The sequence below is a fragment of the Formosa sp. L2A11 genome (assembly GCF_009796865.1).
GTDB lineage: Bacteria > Bacteroidota > Bacteroidia > Flavobacteriales > Flavobacteriaceae > Formosa.
On sequence record NZ_CP047028.1, the window covers coordinates 2,657,730 to 2,673,695 of the forward strand.

Here is a 15,966-nt window from a genome sequence, read left to right on the forward strand (position 1 = left end):
CTTTTGTGTGTATAGACAGATTTCAATTCGATTAAAACTTTAACCAAACAGATTAAGGTAACCTTATAATATTTCACACCTTTGCAAAAAATTACCCGTGTTATATAAATCAGACTGTTTATACATATGTACTGTCTATTTTTATTTTAAGCAAGGGCATTTAATTCGCTTAAATATCTAGTCCTTTTTATTTATGAAAACATACTATCTCGTCTTCGGTTTTTTTTTAATACTCTTTAATACTTATGCTCAAACCTATACTAGGGAGGAGGTTAATACTAGTATTAAGGAAAATCCGTCCTTTACAATTCATGAAGACAATTATCTTATTACAGGGGTGCCAACTAACACGGCAATAAAGTCTAGCACAGCAGATATTAAATACCAAATTAGTTTTAAGCAACTTATCTCTAGAGATCCTATAATCTGGGATTCGTATATGTTTTTAACCTATACCCAAAAAGCCTTTTGGAACATTTACGAGTTTTCTAGTCCGTTTCAGGAAATAAATTTTAATCCTACTATTGGCTTAAGAAAAGTAATTTACGATGAAACAGACCATGTAAAGGGGGTGGCTTCTATAAAGCTGAATCACGAATCTAATGGTCGAGACAGCATTTATTCTAGAAGTTGGAACCGATTAAGCATGAAATATGCTACAAATTTAAGTCATAAAAGTATATTAAGCGTAGAGGTGTGGGCGCCTTTTGGCTATCATGACGATAATTCAGACCTGTTAGAGTATGTTGGTTTGGGGCAGGTTACATATTCCCGCGAGATTACACCAGACAAGCTTAATTTTGAAATAGCCGTTAAAAAAGGCTTGAATTTAGATTGGAAAGGCGCCGTAAGATCGCGTTTGTATTATAATCCGTTTAAAACTAAAAACCAATACATCATGTTAGAGTGGTTTGCCGGATATGCCGAAAGCCTTATTGCTTACGAGAAGTTTACCAGTATGGTGCGTATAGGATTTGTTATAAAAACAAACGAATTAGATTTCTTAAAACCCATGATAAAATAAATTTAAATACAATAAATCCCTTAAACATATGTTTATGCTTAAGGGATTTAAAATAATACTCAAAGAGGTCTTAAAAATTATTAATCATCCTTAGTATTATCTATATCTAACTCTAGGTTTTCATTATCTGCACTACCTAAACTATAATGTTTATTCTCTTCATCTTTAGGAGGTTTTCCATTTGTTAATGGTCTTGCAGGACTCGCGCCTGGAATATCTAAATTCTCGGCAGCAAAATCAGGTGCGTTCTCACGCTTCTTTAAAAGCTCATCGTCTCCGTTATCTTGTCTTAAATGTCCAGACTTATCGCCTAATATTTGTTTATCTGCTTCAGTGATTTCTGGATTGTATGGCATTTTCTTATCGTTTGTTTTCATAATATATATTATTTACTGTTTACATAAAAGGCATGTATTACACCAGGTAACCATCCTAAAAGGGTTAGTAAAATGCTTACTAGTAATGTGGTACCAATACCGTGTTTTAAAAATACAGCTACAGGTGGTAAAAGGATACTAAGTATAATGGTGAGTAACGACATGGTCTTTGTTTTTTATGTTAGACTCAAAATTACATATTACATCTGCGGGGTATTAACTGAAACCATTTAAATATTGATGCTTTTAATAGGTTGAGTATGCTTTAAAAAAGCACGTTCATTTTTTTGAATGTTTTTAGAAAATAAACTAACATTTAAAATCGAAAAAAACCTATGTTTGCGGTTTCAAAATAATCCCGATATACGTGGTCTCAGATATTAAAAAGTATTGGTTTAAAACAGGAATCCTTCATGAATTTGAAGTTGAAAACCTAGGGAATTTATATGCCAAATCTTTTAATGAGTTAACAGTACCTCATAGAACCGAATTTTACCAAATTATATGGTTTAAAAAAGGAAGTCCTAAGCATATGGTCGATTTTAATCCGATAGAGATTAAACCAAATTCAATTTTGTTTGTCGATAAAAATAGTGTGCAGTGCTACGATAGTGATACACCTATAGATGGCGAAATCCTTTTGTTTAGCGATAACTTCTTTTGTAAAACAGAGGCCGATACTAAGTTTTTAAGAAGTTGTATGCTTTTTAACGATTTACATGCGCTTTCTAATATTGAAGTGGGCAGCGGACTAACAAAAATATTCAATAGTTTTTTTCAGCTTATAAAAACAGAACTAAAAACGAATGCAGATAGTTTTCAGTCAGATATTCTTAGAGGCTATTTACAGAACATATTATTAATTTCTGAAAGAGCCCGACAAAACAAACAAACCACCAAAATTAATAAGGGACCAGACTTAGAAATTGTTATTAAGTTTAGAGATTTATTAGACAGACAATTTCACGTTTTAAAATCGGTTAGTAAATATTGCATGCAGTTAAGTGTTACAGAAAAACGTTTAAATGCAGCGACATTAAAAATAATGGCTATCACGCCAAAACAAATGATAGATTCTAGAATTATATTAGAAGCTAAACGTTTGTTAGCGCATACTACAGATAGTGTTAAGGAAATTGCATATACACTTGGTTTTGAAGAGCCTACAAATTTTGTTAAGTATTTTAAGAAGCATCAAAAGGTGACGCCTTTAGAGTTTAGAAATAGGTTTAAATAAAAATTTTAAAAATGGCGTAAATTTACCATTTTTAGATGCTTTTGTATCATTTAAAATAAGACCTCTTACAAGACATTTGCACTTTAATATAACAACAAAAAAGAATCAAATTTAGTGAAATGAAATTGTTAATAGATGTATTAGGGTGGTCAGGTTCTGGCTTTCTAGTTCTAGCATATGGACTAACCCTTATAGAAAACAATAAGTACGTAAACTACTCTAAGTACTTAAATCTTTTTGGAGCCATTATAATAGCCATTAACTGTTATTATTACAATGCATTACCGTCTTTTGTTGCCAATTTAATTTGGAGTGTAATGGCTACTATGACCTTATACAAAGAAAAAAGTAAGCATCATCATTTCCTGAAACCGAAGCTTAAACTTTAAGCGTTTCAAGAGGTTTAAAATTACCATGCTCCGGATTTTTTTTATCATTTTTATCAGATAAAAACAAATTCAAATAGCAAATAAAATCCAAACCAAATATGTACTGTATTTAAGTCTTAAAATACATATATGTACAATATAAAAAAGGGTGCCATTTGGCACCCTTTTTTTGTTTTATAGAGCGGCGTAAAAAAAGATATTGGAAACATGATAATTAATCATTTTGTAATTCAGTTAAATCGGTCATAACTGAAAGGAAATACTCTAAATTTACTGTAGATGTACTATTCATGATTTTAAAACAAAGAGCGCAGAAAACGACCGAACTTTGTGTCTAGTCATTTACTGCAATTTTTAGACACTTTGTTTCCTGTATTGTCTTTGTGAAAATGCTGTTTAAAGCTATGTTTTACATTAACTTATAATACTAGTAAAGCAGAAACTTTTAGCTATAAATAAACTTTTAATGTTAATCAGATCCTTTTCTGCTTTTCTCAAAATGATTTCGAACAAAGGCCTCCTTTTCATTTTGAGTCATTTTGTCTGCAGACTCAATATCAATTCTAATATCTTTAAAATGTAAATCTTTGTTTAGAGAATTATGTAATTCTACCTTGGCATTTGTAGGACCAAATAATAGTACATGTTTATGTTTTAAAATCTGAGTGCCTATTTTGTTATAAAAATTTTCATGCATTTGTTGTCTTTTGTTGTGCATCAGACTTTCACTCCTATACAAGGCTTCTTCCTTGGTTTCTGAAGTAAATTTTGAATCAATATTGCGACATTCGTTATTTGAATTTATATCAATCAAATTAGCTGTTGAATGATCCATCCAAATACCGAGATTGTTATTTGTTTTCATATTGGTGAGTTTTAATTCTTTTTAAGGTTCCGAAGCCTTCTTGCTTCAAAGATTTTTATTGTGTTAAAAGCACTTATTTCAGCGTATTTATAGTGTTTTATTTGCTTGAATAGGGATCGCAATAGGTGTCATGCCTTCAATTCTACATGCTTTCATATCCGAGACATCATAAAAATTATCTTTTTTTGCACCTATATGTATAAGGTTATTTTTTATTCTAGTAATATAAGTCTCTAATCGTTGTAAGATTTTTAATGTTTGATAATTAAATACATCAGAACTGTTTTTTACGCAATTAATCGTTTTGTTAATAATTATTTGGATTGTCATATTTAAAGTTTTTTAATGCTCTTTAGCATACATTTCTAATATATTATTTAGGGAATCTAAATAATCTTTTAAAGCTTCTTTATTTAATTTTTCTTCCTTTTTAAGGGGGATGCCTCTCGGTATTTGATTAGTTCTGGATTCTCCTTTTGAATCTTTATTGTTATTAATCGTATGTTTTCATTGAGTTCATCTTGAGATTCCATTTTTTATATTTTAAGGTCTTAATAAAATTGCTTTTAACTTATAATCTGCTGAATTAGTCGGCTATGGTATGGTAATTCATAAATTTGCTTTGTGCCTTATTGGCAAGATTAAAATTAGCATGCGCAACTTTTGTACTTTGTGCTGCTTTTTTAAGATTGCCTTCCTGAAAATGTATAGCTGCTTTTAAATGGTTTTTTGCAGCAAGTTGTAAATACGCTGCTATTTTTCTATGGTTTTTAATCTCTTCAATGTTTTTACTTATGAATTTGGTAGAAATCTGTGTTTTATTATTTTTTATAGTGTTTTTCATTTGTTGCTTTGTTTTTTTTTAATGGTGGGTTCATTAATCTTATCCTTTTTGTTTAGTTGGTTGGTATTGCCAGTCGGGTTTGTAGGATTAGTCTGTTCTTTTACTGTTTTGAATTTCTTTCTATCTTTAATTATCCCCATGATTATGATGTTTTAAATGTTCTATCATAGTATAAGGCTTTAATCCTCTAACATTGCCAATACTATCTTAAAAACAAGGGATTATATTAAACTAGCTAGTGTAGTAACATATTTTATGAGTATTATATCTAGTAAAATATGTTATGTAAGAAGGTTGGTTGTAAAGACAAATCACTTTGTTATTTTAAAAAAGAGGTGTTCAAAATTATGCAACTATGATTTGAAAAGTATGCTCTTTATCACATTATGATTTTTAATAAACATATACTTGTTAAAGTAACTTTTTTATAGATAAAACATAATATTGGAATTAATTTGTGGTAAAACCGTAATTGAGATAATTAGTATAGGAAATAAGAGGAGTGTAGAGAGTAATAAATAAAATAGGTAATCAAAAGCTTCGGAATTTATTATTTATGTGCAGTTTTAATGCTTGTAAATATAACTATGCTTGCAAAGCAATATACGATCGATTAGTTGCCAAAGGAAAGAGTAAAAAATTAGCATTAATAGCCGTGTGTAATACCCTTACTAAAACAGGCTTTTGCCATAGCTAAATCAGGATTAACCTATGATAATAATTATAGAAGTGTTTTAGTAGAAAATTAATGCCTTTTTACTTGTTTTTTACCACAGTACTTTGTTGTAACACGTTTTTATTCCGATTATGACTTATGATTCCGTATATTTTAGTTTGTACAAATCTAATTGCTTTTTGTAATAATTGAACTGTCTAGCTGAGAAACCTAAGCAGAAAAGAAATGGTGTTAAAAGACTTAATTTCGGAAATTCTAAAGTACCAAATTCGATATTTGTGAAGTCCCAATTGTTGACTTTTAAATAAAAAAGGTAAAAAACAATAATTCCCAAAAAAATTAAAATTAAAGAAATAAGAATTCTGAATTCCCATTTTTCCATTTCTTTTTTATAAAATTTGATGTTCTTTTTTATTTCACTTTTTTTAGCCATTCAGTTATATTATCTCCATACAAAGATAAATTTCAACTGTTTGATATTCAAGTGTTTTAGTTAAGAGTTATAAACACGGTTTTAGAATATAATTTTATATTTTAGTTCGTATATTAGCAAAGTACTATAAAATATGGATATTTATGTTTTGTTTTATGAATATGTGTTTTATATTCTAATTATTGTTGATAACTTCTATTATTATGAAATTATATATCGTTAAAGGAATTGAGATTGACAGGAAAAAATCAGTCAGTACAAGTAAAAAAATAAATAGCTTTATAGGTTATTATTCAAACCTTAAAGAAGTTTATAGTCAGTTCGAGCGTAAAACTGTGAAATCATATTCTTCTATTGCAAATAAAATCAATGAGACCAACCACTATATTACTTATGATTCAAAATTTTCAATTGATCAGAAAATGATGAAGTTTCAACAAATCATAATTGAAAGAGTTCAAGTTAACAAAGTTTATAGTAAATCTAAATATATAAATTTAAGTCCGTTAATTGCTCAAGAATTGAGTGACTTCAGGTTTTAAGAACGGATTTTGAGTTTTTGCTCAAATGTCTAGTCCTGAAATATGGCTACAGGTTAAAATTGAATTTAGGCTGATAATTGATATATCATATTAGGTGTTTTATAATCTAAAGATAAATGTAATCTTATTTCGTTGTATAGATTAATTGCATTTTTTGTAGCTCTTTTAGCGTGTTGCACGTCAGTAAAGGTCTGGTCTAGGTAAAACTCATCTTTCAGGATGCCATTTACCCGTTCGGCCATGGCATTTTCGTAACAATGATTTTCTTCAGTCATGCTAATATCTATCTTTTTCCTTTTTAGTATTTGTGTATACACATTACTACAGTATTGTATTCATCTATCTGAATGATGTATGAGTCCGCTAATATCTTTAGCTTGATATATGGCCTTATTAAGTGCTCTCACGCATCCTTTTAGTTCTAAGCTATCACTTAGGTCATAACCCACTATTTTTCTAGAATACATATCCGTAATGAGAGCTAGATAGCAAAAGCCTTTTACGGTTCTGATATATGTAATATCTGATGCCCAGACCTGATTAGGTTTTGTGATTTCTAGATCTTTTATGATGTTGTTATATTTATAAAAACGATGATGCGAGTTGGTTGTTCTAGAACTATATTTCTTTCTTAAAGTGAGCATATTTTGAGACCTTAACACCTTGAATAGCGTATCTCTACCGACTTTTAGGTTAATCTTTGTAAACTCATCATTTAATGATTTTATAAGTTTACGAACACCTTCTCTAGGAAGCGATTTGCGTCTTTTCTTGACTATATTAATAATCTGTTGTTCTCGTTTTAAACGTTTATCAGCTCTGTTTTTAAACTTATAATAGGCATCTCGTTTTAGTCCAAAACAACTGGATATAGTTGATAAAGAAGCAAATCCCTTAGCTTTATCTTTTGCTTTTATTAAGGCTAGATATTGAGTTTTTTTTTGAGTTGTTGGACATTTTTGTATCCTAATTTCTCAGCCGCTACTTCCAGGTAAGATTCTTCTACCATAGCATCGAGATCCTTTTTAAGAAGTAGTTTTTTAAGCTGTTCTACTTCTTTTTGTAGCGCTTTAATTCTAGTAATTTCGTCTTTTGTTTCCACTTTTACTCTGGTGTTCATTAAGTCTTTACGTTCATACTTTTTAATCCACTCATTAACTGTTGTAGGAGCAATTGAGTAAAGTTTACAAAGGTCACTCTTTGTGTATTTGCCTGTTGTAAGTTCGGCTAAAATTTTCAATTTAAAAGGTTCACTGTACCTTCTAATTACTTTGTCATTTTTGTACATAATGTTTAAAATTATGTAGCCTTATTTCAGGACGGGTCAAAATGTGTTACAACGTTTATATGTATAAGAATAGTTGCGGGTTTGTATGCGAGGATTTTCCGAAGGAAAATCAGACGTTACAAACACGTAATGACCTTTGTTTAAGCACTAAACCGCAATTAATTTTATACGGTGTGTGTGCCCAGCATGGGCATCTTTTGATTTACCGAAAGGTAAATAATTAATCTATAGGGTGCAAGTCCCTTATGCGCAGGAGTAACGTTCTGAAGCATTAGTAAGTCGCAAGGGTGAAAACCGTGAGGTTTTATCTGAAGGAAGCGGAACTACAAAACTCGGTACTGACGAACAGAAACCGTATACAGAGGCATATTTACTCGGGTAAGCAACCACATCATTGTAACGCCCCAAGATTAACAAAAGGGTAAGTATGTAGATACGGCAGGAATTGAGGGAAAGAAGATGGCATTACCTGGAGGGCGGAGCGTAAAGAAAATGTCTGGTAGACATTTTTAGAGAACGAGCCAGCAGGCGTGAGGGGCAACTACGAGTTGGTTATTTGGAGAAGTCAGCAGAGGTCATAGTACTTACAGGAAACGAGCAGAGGCAATACCTCCGATGGACTCACAAGTAGGGAAGGACTGAACGTAATTCTCTTCAAAATTCGCATAGGAGCCCTAGTGGTAGCCTATGCTTAAACTAGAAGATAGTGCCAAGGGTGAAAAGAGCTTTGGTGTGATGATTTACGAACCGCCGTATACGAGACCCGTACGTACGGTGGTGTGAGGGGTGCACTCCGTCATTTGATGGCGGAGCCATCCACTCGATTAGCTTTAGTTTTTTATATTTCGACCGTTGATTTCATCTAATTTGTTAAATGACTTTTTCAGTTTCGCAGTCAGTTTATCCAAATCAGCTGTTTTCCCAGTTAATTTCATCTCAAAATTATCAACTCGAACCTTCGATTTATCAATTTCAGATTTGTTTACGTACGCAAATGCAAGAGTGATTTCTTGTTCAGAATCGTTTTCTTCAAACATTTCCTTAACCATATTCCAGTCAAAGTTTTTTAATTCGTCAAGATTTTCCGTTTCAACTTTTAATTCCGTTACAGCAGTTTTTGATTCTAACTTTTGACTCTTTTCAGTTTGTGCGTAAGTAACAAAAGTCATTAAAGATAAAATTCCAAGTATAATGTTCTTTGTTTTCATAATTTTTCGTTTTTTGGTTTAAATTAAAGCTAACTCCTTTTATCCAATATAAACATAGGGTTATCCCGATAAAACAATTGGATATTGTTAATTTTATGTCTAAATATATTACTTAATACTAAAAGAAGAGTACGGATAACCGTAAAACACACAATGTTTTAGCTTAAATAAATTAAAAGTGCACTAGTAAAACACGATTTACGTATACGACTAGTGCACTTTTGTTTACATACTAATTTAAGGCTTGTTTTTTGGTAACTGTTGTATGGCTATTTTACTCGTGTTTATTTGCTTTGTAGCAGTATGGTTTGTATGGCTATTGGTGCTATTTTCCTGTTGTAAGTTCGGCTAAAATTTTCAATTTAAAAGGTTCACTGTAACGTCTAATTACTTTGTTATTTTTGTACATAAGGTTTAAAATTATGTAGCCTTTTTTCAGGGTAAGACAAAATTCATTACAACTCCTTTTATACCAAATAAACATAGGTGTATCCCGTTAAGAGTACGTATTATAATTCCATCTTAAAAATAAAACAATTTAACCTAAGATAAGTACTGTAAAACCGTAATTACTCGATTTTATTCAGGTATAAGTTAAGAGCGCATCAGTGAATGTGCACTCTTAGGTGATACATAATAGAAAACATAATTTGTAGTGCACACATGTGCTTGTAAGGTGTATTACGATTTCACCATAGGACCAAGTACATCCCAAACGGTATATGCAACTAGCTTATGACCTTCAATATTAGGGTGAATACCATCGCCTTGATTCAGTTCTGGTTTACCTCCAACTTGTTCTAAAATAAACGGAATAAAGGCAATATTGTTTTCCGAAGCTAAATCTATAAAGAGTTGTTTAAAATCTGTAGTATATGCGGTTCCCATGTTTGGAGGCATTTGCATGCCCGCCAGTATAATTTTTGTATCTGGACTTTTAGCACGAACCACATCTATAATGTGTTGTAGGTTGGCTCGTGTTTCAGTAACGGGTACGCCGCGTAAGCCATCATTCGCCCCTAATTCTAATAAAAATATGTCTGGGGTTTGTTTAATTACCCAATCAATTCTGCTTTTTCCGCCTGCACTGGTTTCGCCACTAACTCCCGAATTAATCACGGTATACTCCAAGTTTAATGCATTTATAGTGTCTTGTAAAATCCCAGGATAGGCATCATCTGTATTATCTAATCCGTAACCAGCAGTAATACTATCTCCAAAACATAAAATGGTTTTGTCTTTTGGTTGTTCCGCTTCAGTCGATGTAACGGTAGTAGTTTCAGTTTTTTGGTCTTTGGCTTTTTCCGCTTTGCCATCACCACAAGAATACAGGGCTAGGGCTAAAATAAAATAACAAAACTTTAAGAGTTTAGAGACCCTAAACCCAGGGTGATTTGATTGCAATTGTTTATTTTGAGCCTCGCACATAAATAGTGATTTAAATTAAAGATTAGATGTCAAAGATATTAAAGATAACTGGGTTAGAAAAAACTTATACCAGCGGTAACAAACAATTAACGGTATTACACGACATTTCGTTTGATGTCGAGCAAGGGCAAATATTTTCTATTGTTGGACCTTCTGGAAGCGGAAAAACCACCTTATTGGGGTTATGTGCAGGTTTAGATCAGGCTAACGGTGGTACAGTGGAATTATGCGGACAAGATTTAGCGACCTTGAATGAAGATGAACGCGCACAATTACGAAACAAAAACGTGGGGTTTATATTTCAGAATTTTCAGCTTTTACCTACGTTAACGGCTTTGGAAAATGTGAGTGTCCCTTTAGAACTGCAAGGCGATAAAAACGCCACTCAGGTAAGTTTAGACTTGTTAGATAAAGTCGGTTTGGGCAGTCGTGTGCATCATTATCCGTCGCAGTTGTCTGGTGGCGAACAGCAACGTGTGGCTTTAGCACGTGCGTTTGCCAATAAACCAGCGATATTATTTGCAGATGAACCTACGGGGAATTTAGATGAGGAAACTGGAGAAAAAGTCATTCAATTGCTTTTTGAACTGAATGCAGAACACGGCACCACTTTAGTGATTATTACCCACGATTTAGAGTTAGCCAACCGTACCCAACACATCTTAAAACTTAAAGGTGGAAAAATTATTACGAACCAACCCACTACTGCGCTTTGATAGATTCTAACACCTCAAAAAACATACAACTCCGATGGCTTTTTAAAATGGCTTGGCGGGATGCCAAAGCGAGTAAAGTCCGTTTACTATTATTTATGGCCTCGATTATATTGGGAATTGCAGCGGTGGTTTCCATTCAATTATTCAGTTCTAATTTACAGGATAATTTAAAGAGCCAATCTAAAACCTTAATGGGTGCCGATTTTATAATCGACTCCAAACAAGAACCGACAGCGCGAGCACAAGCCATTATCGATTCGTTACAACCGCAGGCTTCCGAAGTGAATTTTGTGTCCATGATTGCCTTTCCAAAAAGTGGCGGAACCAAATTGGTAAAAGTTCAGGGAATTGCTGGCGATTTTCCGTTTTACGGTGAAATCGATGCCGAACCTGCTTCTGCATCAACCACGTATCAGACCTCAGGTGGTGTGTTGGTTGATGCCACACTCATGATACAGTTTAATGTAAAAACGGGTGATTCTATTAAAATCGGGGAACTGACGTTACCTATAGTAGGGGCTTTAAAATCTATGCCGGGGAACTCGGGCATTTCCAGTTCTGTAGCACCTCCAGTGATTATGCCACGGGATTTGGTAGCCGCCACCAAGCTGTTACAGTTTGGAAGTCGGAAAGAATACCAGTATTACTACAAAGTATCGGACACGGTTAATTTAAAACGTTTAGAAGACCGTTTAGAACCACTATTAGATTTAGAAAATGCCGATTTAGATACGCATACCGGAACCTCTAAACGTTTAGGTAAACGTTACGAGAATGTGGGGAATTTCTTAAATCTAGCGGCCTTTATAGCCTTGTTACTAGGCTGTATTGGGATTGCGAGTTCGGTACATATTTATATTAAAGAGAAACTTAAAGCCATTGCCGTTTTAAAATGTATGGGCGCGTCTAGACTGCAAAGTTTTTTGATATTCCTCATTCAAATTGGAGGTATCGGGATTCTTGGTGGCGCTATAGGGGCGTTAATAGGTGTGGGGCTACAGTTGGTATTTCCGTATTTATTACAAGACTTTTTACCCTTTACATTAGAGATTTCCATTTCGGTAGTACCCATTTTAATCGGGATCTTACTCGGCTTGTTTATGTCGGTGTTATTTGCACTCTTACCTTTATTACGCACCTGGTTTGTATCGCCTTTAGATGTGTTACGGGTGAGTGAAGATGGGGCACAAGAGCCATTATGGGTACGTCTTTCTGTATTTACAGCCATTTTAGTATTTCTGTTTTTATTCTCGTTTTGGCTGATAAAAGATGCTCTTTATGCGCTTTCATTTGTAGGAGTCACGGTAATCACTTTTGCTTTATTAGCAGGTGTTGCCATAGGATTCACGCGTTTAATCAAGCGCTATTTTCCAAAGCATTGGAGTTTTACAGCCAGACAAAGTGTACTGAATTTATTCCGACCAAACAATCAGACCGTCGTGTTAGTGATTGCCATTGGATTGGGAACATTTTTAATCAGTACCCTATATTTTACCAAAGACATTTTATTGGCAAAAACCGAAGTCGGCGCCCAGTCCGATAGCGCTAACATCATCATTTTAGACGTGCAACCAGCCCAGCGCGCGGCCATTTCGCAACGCATACAATCTAAAAATTTACCTGTGCTTAGCGACATCCCGTTAGTAACGATGCGCATGCAACGGATTAACGGACAATTGGTAAACGATATTCGCCAAGACAGTACACGGCAAGTCCGTGGTTGGGTGTTAAGTCACGAATTTAGAACCACCTATCGCGATACCCTAATCGATTCGGAAACCCTAATAGCAGGGGAGTGGACGCCGAGATTAGATACTGGTGAATCGGTGGTGATTTCCATTTCCGATAACCTCGCCAACGATGCCAATTTAGAGGTAGGCGATTCGGTAGTTTTTAATGTACAAGGTGTACTTATGGAAACTACAGTGGGAAGTATCCGTCAGGTCGATTGGTCTCAAGTGCAACTAAACTTTACCGTGGTCTTTCCGGCTGGCGTGTTAGAAGACGCGCCACAGTTTAATGTGTTAACCACGTTGGTGCCCGACGAAAACAGTTCGGCTGCCTTACAGCAAGATTTGGTGAGCCGTTTCCCGAATGTCTCTATTATCGATTTACGACAAATATTTACGGTGGTAGAAGGCATCTTAGAAAAGGTCTCTTGGGTGATTAGTTTTATGGCGTTCTTTAGCATGTTTACGGGGATTATTGTGTTAATAGGATCTATACGCACCAGTAAATATCAGCGTATTAAGGAAAACGTATTATTACGAACGCTAGGCGCTAAGAATATCCAAATCTTAAAAATTACAGCTTTAGAATATCTCTTTTTAGGACTTTTAGGAAGTTTGGTTGGTATTATTTTAGCCTTAGTAAGTAGTTTATGTTTGGCATTACTTGTTTTTAAAGAACCTTTTGTGCCATCTGCAATTCCATTTCTGGTGTTCTTGCCAGGTATTACTGCATTGGTATTGGTAATTGGTTTAAGTAATATAAGAACGGTATTAAAAAGCTCGCCTTTAGAAGTATTACGTAAAGAAGCATAAATTTAATAAGTATTGATATAAAAAAAAGGTGTTATAATCATGACTGATTTATAACACCTTTTATTATTTTGTATCTTTTTTAAAAAGAGATTTATTCTTTACCAATAGAATCTATAGCACTATCGTTTCCTAAACCTTTAGGATTGTCTCCCCATTTATTAGGACCAACTTCACTATCTGTAGCCATAAGAACAATTAACCATATCCAACCTATTATTGGAATACATGAAAGTAGAAGGAACCATCCACTTTTTCCAACATCATGTAATCTTCTTACAGCAACTGCTATACCAGGTATTAACACAGCTAATGAATATAAACCAGAAATTCCACTAAAAATTGAAGAATCAAATAGGTAACCCAATATGGTTATACCCCAAGAAATAAGCATGTTTATTAATACAAACATCCAATATTCTTGACGTCTTGCACGTCCTTTAAAGTCTGCATAATGTTCTTTAATTACTTTTAAATACCAATTCATTTTATTTATTAATTAAGGTTAGTTTAGCTAATGTAAATAAAAAAAGGTGTTATAATCATGATTGATTTATAACACCTCTTATTATTTTGTATCTTTTTTAAAAAGAGATTTATTCTTTACCAATAGAATCTATAGCACTATCGTTTCCTAAACCTTTAGGATTGTCTCCCCATTTATTAGGACCAACTTCACTATCTGAAACAGCTAAGTATAAATTATAGAAAGGGATTAATAAAAACCATCCACTTTTTCCAACATCATGCATACGTCTTACACCTACAGCTATACTTGGAATAAGAACAGCAAGACTATATATAGTTGATACGAATGATAAAATAGATAAATCTAAAAATCCTGAAATTAAGTCAAGAGCGTAAGATATAATAATGTTAAATAGGAAAAACATCCAATATTCTTGACGTCTTGCACGTCCTTTAAAATCTGCGTAATGTTCTTTTACTACTTTTAAATACCAATTCATTTTATTTGTTAATTAGGGGTTAGTTCAGCTAATGTAGTAAAAATTATACATTTTTTAATATGTTAAAAAATTTCCTACTTTATGTTCTCTGCTTAAAAAAGTCCTCTAGACTTTAATTCTAAATATTTATTTATGGTGTCTCCTGTTAAATTTTGAGGTTCTGTTAATACCGATTGAATACCATATTTTTGTAATGCTTTTACAATTCGTTTTTTCTCGTGCATAAATTTTTCAGCAATAATGGTATCATACACCTCTTGTATGTTTTCTGATTTAGAGTTGATTACCGCATTTAATGCTGTGTTTTTAAAGAAAACCACTAAAAGTAAATGGTTTTTTGCCAATGCTCTTAAATAAGGTAATTGCCTGTTTAAACCATCTATGGTTTCAAAATTTGTATATAGAATAAGTAAACTTCTGTTGGTTATTTTTCGCTTTACCACAGCATATAAACTACTAAAATCCGACTCAGAAAAATCTGTTTTAATATTGTATAATGCTTCAGAAATTAAACTCATTTGCGAGTTTCTTTGTTCGGCAACGATAATATCTTCTAGTTTTTTAGAAAACGATAGCATACCTGCTTTATCTTGTTTTCTTAAAATAACATCGCTAATGGCTAAGGTTGAGTTTACCGCATAATCAAGTAAACTTATATTATTAAAATGCATTTGCATTACACGTCCTTTGTCGATAATAGAATACACAGGTTGCGATTTTTCTTCGACATATTGGTTAATCATTAATTGATTACGCTTTGCTGTTGCTTTCCAGTTTAGAGTTCTAATATCGTCTCCAGATACATATTCTTTTATTTGTTCAAACTCTAAGGAATGTCCTATGCGTCTTATTTTTTTTGTACCATAAGAAATAGTCGAATCTGTAAAAGCTTTAAAACTAAAAGCTCTTAATTTTAAAAACGACGGATAACATTTTAGTTCTTTTTGGTCTCCTAAAATATATTTTTTAGTTGCTAATTGCAGCGGAGTAGAGGCGTAGGCATTAATATTTCCAAAACTATAAATACCGCGTTCTGTAGGTTTAAGGTCGTAATGAATGGTTTTGTTTTCGTTAGCACTTAGTTTTAAATTAAATATAAAATCGCGCTTTTGAAATTGAAAAGGAAGTTCTTCAATAATAGATAAATGACTTACAAAAGCATATTTATTTTGTGCATGAAGTGTGATTTTATTGTCGTCTCCATTAGATAATCTTTCTGGTAATACGCGATCTATAATGATACCGTTTGTTTTATTAAAAAGGATAATTATATCTACCAAAACCAAAAGAGATAGTGTGAACAGGAGTATTTTAGAGACGTAAAAAACAAAGGGCACAAAAAATCCAACCACAAATAGCATTGCGATAACAGCTAAAATGTAGAAGAATCTATTGTTTAAAAATAAAGCACTGTATAGTTTTTTCATTTGG

General features: G+C 33.0%; 19 protein-coding genes and 1 pseudogene. 7 read left to right on the top strand and 13 right to left on the bottom strand.

The window, feature by feature from the left end; all coding sequences use genetic code 11:
• Positions 1-193: 193 nt before the first annotated feature.
• The gene (locus tag GQR95_RS11620) at positions 194-1,024 is read left to right on the top strand and encodes a phospholipase A (protein ID WP_159023318.1); all 831 of its coding nucleotides are present in this window, start codon (positions 194-196) and stop codon (positions 1,022-1,024) included.
• Between the two features lie 80 nt (positions 1,025-1,104).
• Here GQR95_RS11620 and GQR95_RS11625 read toward each other — a convergent pair whose 3' ends face one another.
• Both GQR95_RS11625 and GQR95_RS11630 read right to left on the bottom strand, forming a co-directional pair.
• Positions 1,105-1,401 (bottom strand): hypothetical protein, encoded by a 297-nt coding sequence (locus GQR95_RS11625; protein ID WP_159023319.1) that lies wholly within the window; start codon positions 1,399-1,401, stop codon positions 1,105-1,107.
• Positions 1,402-1,409: 8 nt separating this feature from the next.
• A complete protein-coding gene (locus GQR95_RS11630) occupies positions 1,410-1,565 on the bottom strand; it encodes a YqaE/Pmp3 family membrane protein (protein ID WP_038529340.1) in 156 nt (51 codons plus the stop codon).
• A 203-nt stretch (positions 1,566-1,768) separates the two neighbouring features.
• Here GQR95_RS11630 and GQR95_RS11635 point away from each other — a divergent pair, with 203 nt between their 5' ends.
• On the top strand, positions 1,769-2,638 hold the full coding sequence (locus GQR95_RS11635) for a helix-turn-helix transcriptional regulator (RefSeq protein WP_233265920.1): 870 nt from the start codon (positions 1,769-1,771) through the stop codon (positions 2,636-2,638).
• Positions 2,639-2,757: 119 nt separating this feature from the next.
• Positions 2,758-3,027: a hypothetical protein gene (locus GQR95_RS11640; protein ID WP_159023320.1), complete on the top strand. Its 270-nt coding sequence runs from the start codon at positions 2,758-2,760 to the stop codon at positions 3,025-3,027.
• 469 nt (positions 3,028-3,496) lie between these two features.
• On the opposite strand, the gene GQR95_RS11645 is transcribed toward GQR95_RS11640, so the two are convergent.
• The 3 genes from GQR95_RS11645 to GQR95_RS11655 all read right to left on the bottom strand — a co-directional run bounded on the left by GQR95_RS11645 (position 3,497) and on the right by GQR95_RS11655 (position 4,736).
• Positions 3,497-3,892 carry a hypothetical protein gene (locus tag GQR95_RS11645; RefSeq protein ID WP_159023321.1) on the bottom strand — a complete coding sequence of 132 codons (396 nt, stop codon included), beginning with the start codon at positions 3,890-3,892 and terminating at the stop codon, positions 3,497-3,499.
• An 87-nt stretch (positions 3,893-3,979) separates the two neighbouring features.
• The gene (locus tag GQR95_RS11650; RefSeq protein WP_159023322.1) at positions 3,980-4,222 is read right to left on the bottom strand and encodes a hypothetical protein; all 243 of its coding nucleotides are present in this window, start codon (positions 4,220-4,222) and stop codon (positions 3,980-3,982) included.
• Positions 4,223-4,478: 256 nt separating this feature from the next.
• On the bottom strand, positions 4,479-4,736 hold the full coding sequence (locus GQR95_RS11655; protein WP_159023323.1) for a hypothetical protein: 258 nt from the start codon (positions 4,734-4,736) through the stop codon (positions 4,479-4,481).
• A gap of 514 nt (positions 4,737-5,250) precedes the next feature.
• On the opposite strand from GQR95_RS11655, the pseudogene GQR95_RS16835 reads away from it, so the two are divergent.
• Together GQR95_RS16835 and GQR95_RS11660 are read left to right on the top strand one after the other, a co-directional pair.
• Positions 5,251-5,485, top strand: a pseudogene (locus tag GQR95_RS16835) (IS110 family transposase); the annotation flags it as partial.
• Between the two features lie 563 nt (positions 5,486-6,048).
• Complete coding sequence (locus tag GQR95_RS11660) at positions 6,049-6,387, top strand: hypothetical protein (RefSeq protein WP_159023324.1); 339 nt, start codon at positions 6,049-6,051, stop codon at positions 6,385-6,387.
• Between the two features lie 65 nt (positions 6,388-6,452).
• Here the strand turns inward: GQR95_RS11660 and GQR95_RS11665 are convergent, their stop codons facing one another.
• From GQR95_RS11665 to GQR95_RS11685, 5 genes are all read right to left on the bottom strand, one after another.
• Positions 6,453-6,704, bottom strand: a complete 252-nt coding sequence (locus tag GQR95_RS11665) for an integrase core domain-containing protein (protein ID WP_255473220.1) — start codon at positions 6,702-6,704, stop codon at positions 6,453-6,455.
• A gap of 18 nt (positions 6,705-6,722) precedes the next feature.
• Complete coding sequence (locus GQR95_RS11670; protein ID WP_159023326.1) at positions 6,723-7,031, bottom strand: DDE-type integrase/transposase/recombinase; 309 nt, start codon at positions 7,029-7,031, stop codon at positions 6,723-6,725.
• Between the two features lie 278 nt (positions 7,032-7,309).
• Positions 7,310-7,675 (bottom strand): transposase, encoded by a 366-nt coding sequence (locus tag GQR95_RS11675; RefSeq protein WP_159023327.1) that lies wholly within the window; start codon positions 7,673-7,675, stop codon positions 7,310-7,312.
• An 830-nt stretch (positions 7,676-8,505) separates the two neighbouring features.
• A complete protein-coding gene (locus tag GQR95_RS11680; RefSeq protein ID WP_159023328.1) occupies positions 8,506-8,883 on the bottom strand; it encodes a hypothetical protein in 378 nt (125 codons plus the stop codon).
• 681 nt (positions 8,884-9,564) lie between these two features.
• On the bottom strand, positions 9,565-10,311 hold the full coding sequence (locus GQR95_RS11685) for an arylesterase (RefSeq protein WP_159023329.1): 747 nt from the start codon (positions 10,309-10,311) through the stop codon (positions 9,565-9,567).
• 26 nt (positions 10,312-10,337) lie between these two features.
• Here GQR95_RS11685 and GQR95_RS11690 point away from each other — a divergent pair, with 26 nt between their 5' ends.
• Entirely contained in the window at positions 10,338-11,027 is a 690-nt protein-coding gene (locus GQR95_RS11690) for an ABC transporter ATP-binding protein (RefSeq protein WP_159023330.1), read from the top strand.
• A gap of 47 nt (positions 11,028-11,074) precedes the next feature.
• Positions 11,075-13,570 carry an ABC transporter permease gene (locus GQR95_RS11695; protein ID WP_159024295.1) on the top strand — a complete coding sequence of 832 codons (2,496 nt, stop codon included), beginning with the start codon at positions 11,075-11,077 and terminating at the stop codon, positions 13,568-13,570.
• 91 nt (positions 13,571-13,661) lie between these two features.
• Here the strand turns inward: GQR95_RS11695 and GQR95_RS11700 are convergent, their stop codons facing one another.
• The 3 genes from GQR95_RS11700 to GQR95_RS11710 all read right to left on the bottom strand — a co-directional run bounded on the left by GQR95_RS11700 (position 13,662) and on the right by GQR95_RS11710 (position 15,962).
• Positions 13,662-14,054 carry a DUF805 domain-containing protein gene (locus GQR95_RS11700; RefSeq protein ID WP_159023331.1) on the bottom strand — a complete coding sequence of 131 codons (393 nt, stop codon included), beginning with the start codon at positions 14,052-14,054 and terminating at the stop codon, positions 13,662-13,664.
• A gap of 109 nt (positions 14,055-14,163) precedes the next feature.
• Positions 14,164-14,535, bottom strand: a complete 372-nt coding sequence (locus GQR95_RS11705; RefSeq protein WP_159023332.1) for a DUF805 domain-containing protein — start codon at positions 14,533-14,535, stop codon at positions 14,164-14,166.
• A gap of 92 nt (positions 14,536-14,627) precedes the next feature.
• Complete coding sequence (locus tag GQR95_RS11710) at positions 14,628-15,962, bottom strand: DUF58 domain-containing protein (RefSeq protein ID WP_159023333.1); 1,335 nt, start codon at positions 15,960-15,962, stop codon at positions 14,628-14,630.
• Positions 15,963-15,966: the final 4 nt, after the last annotated feature.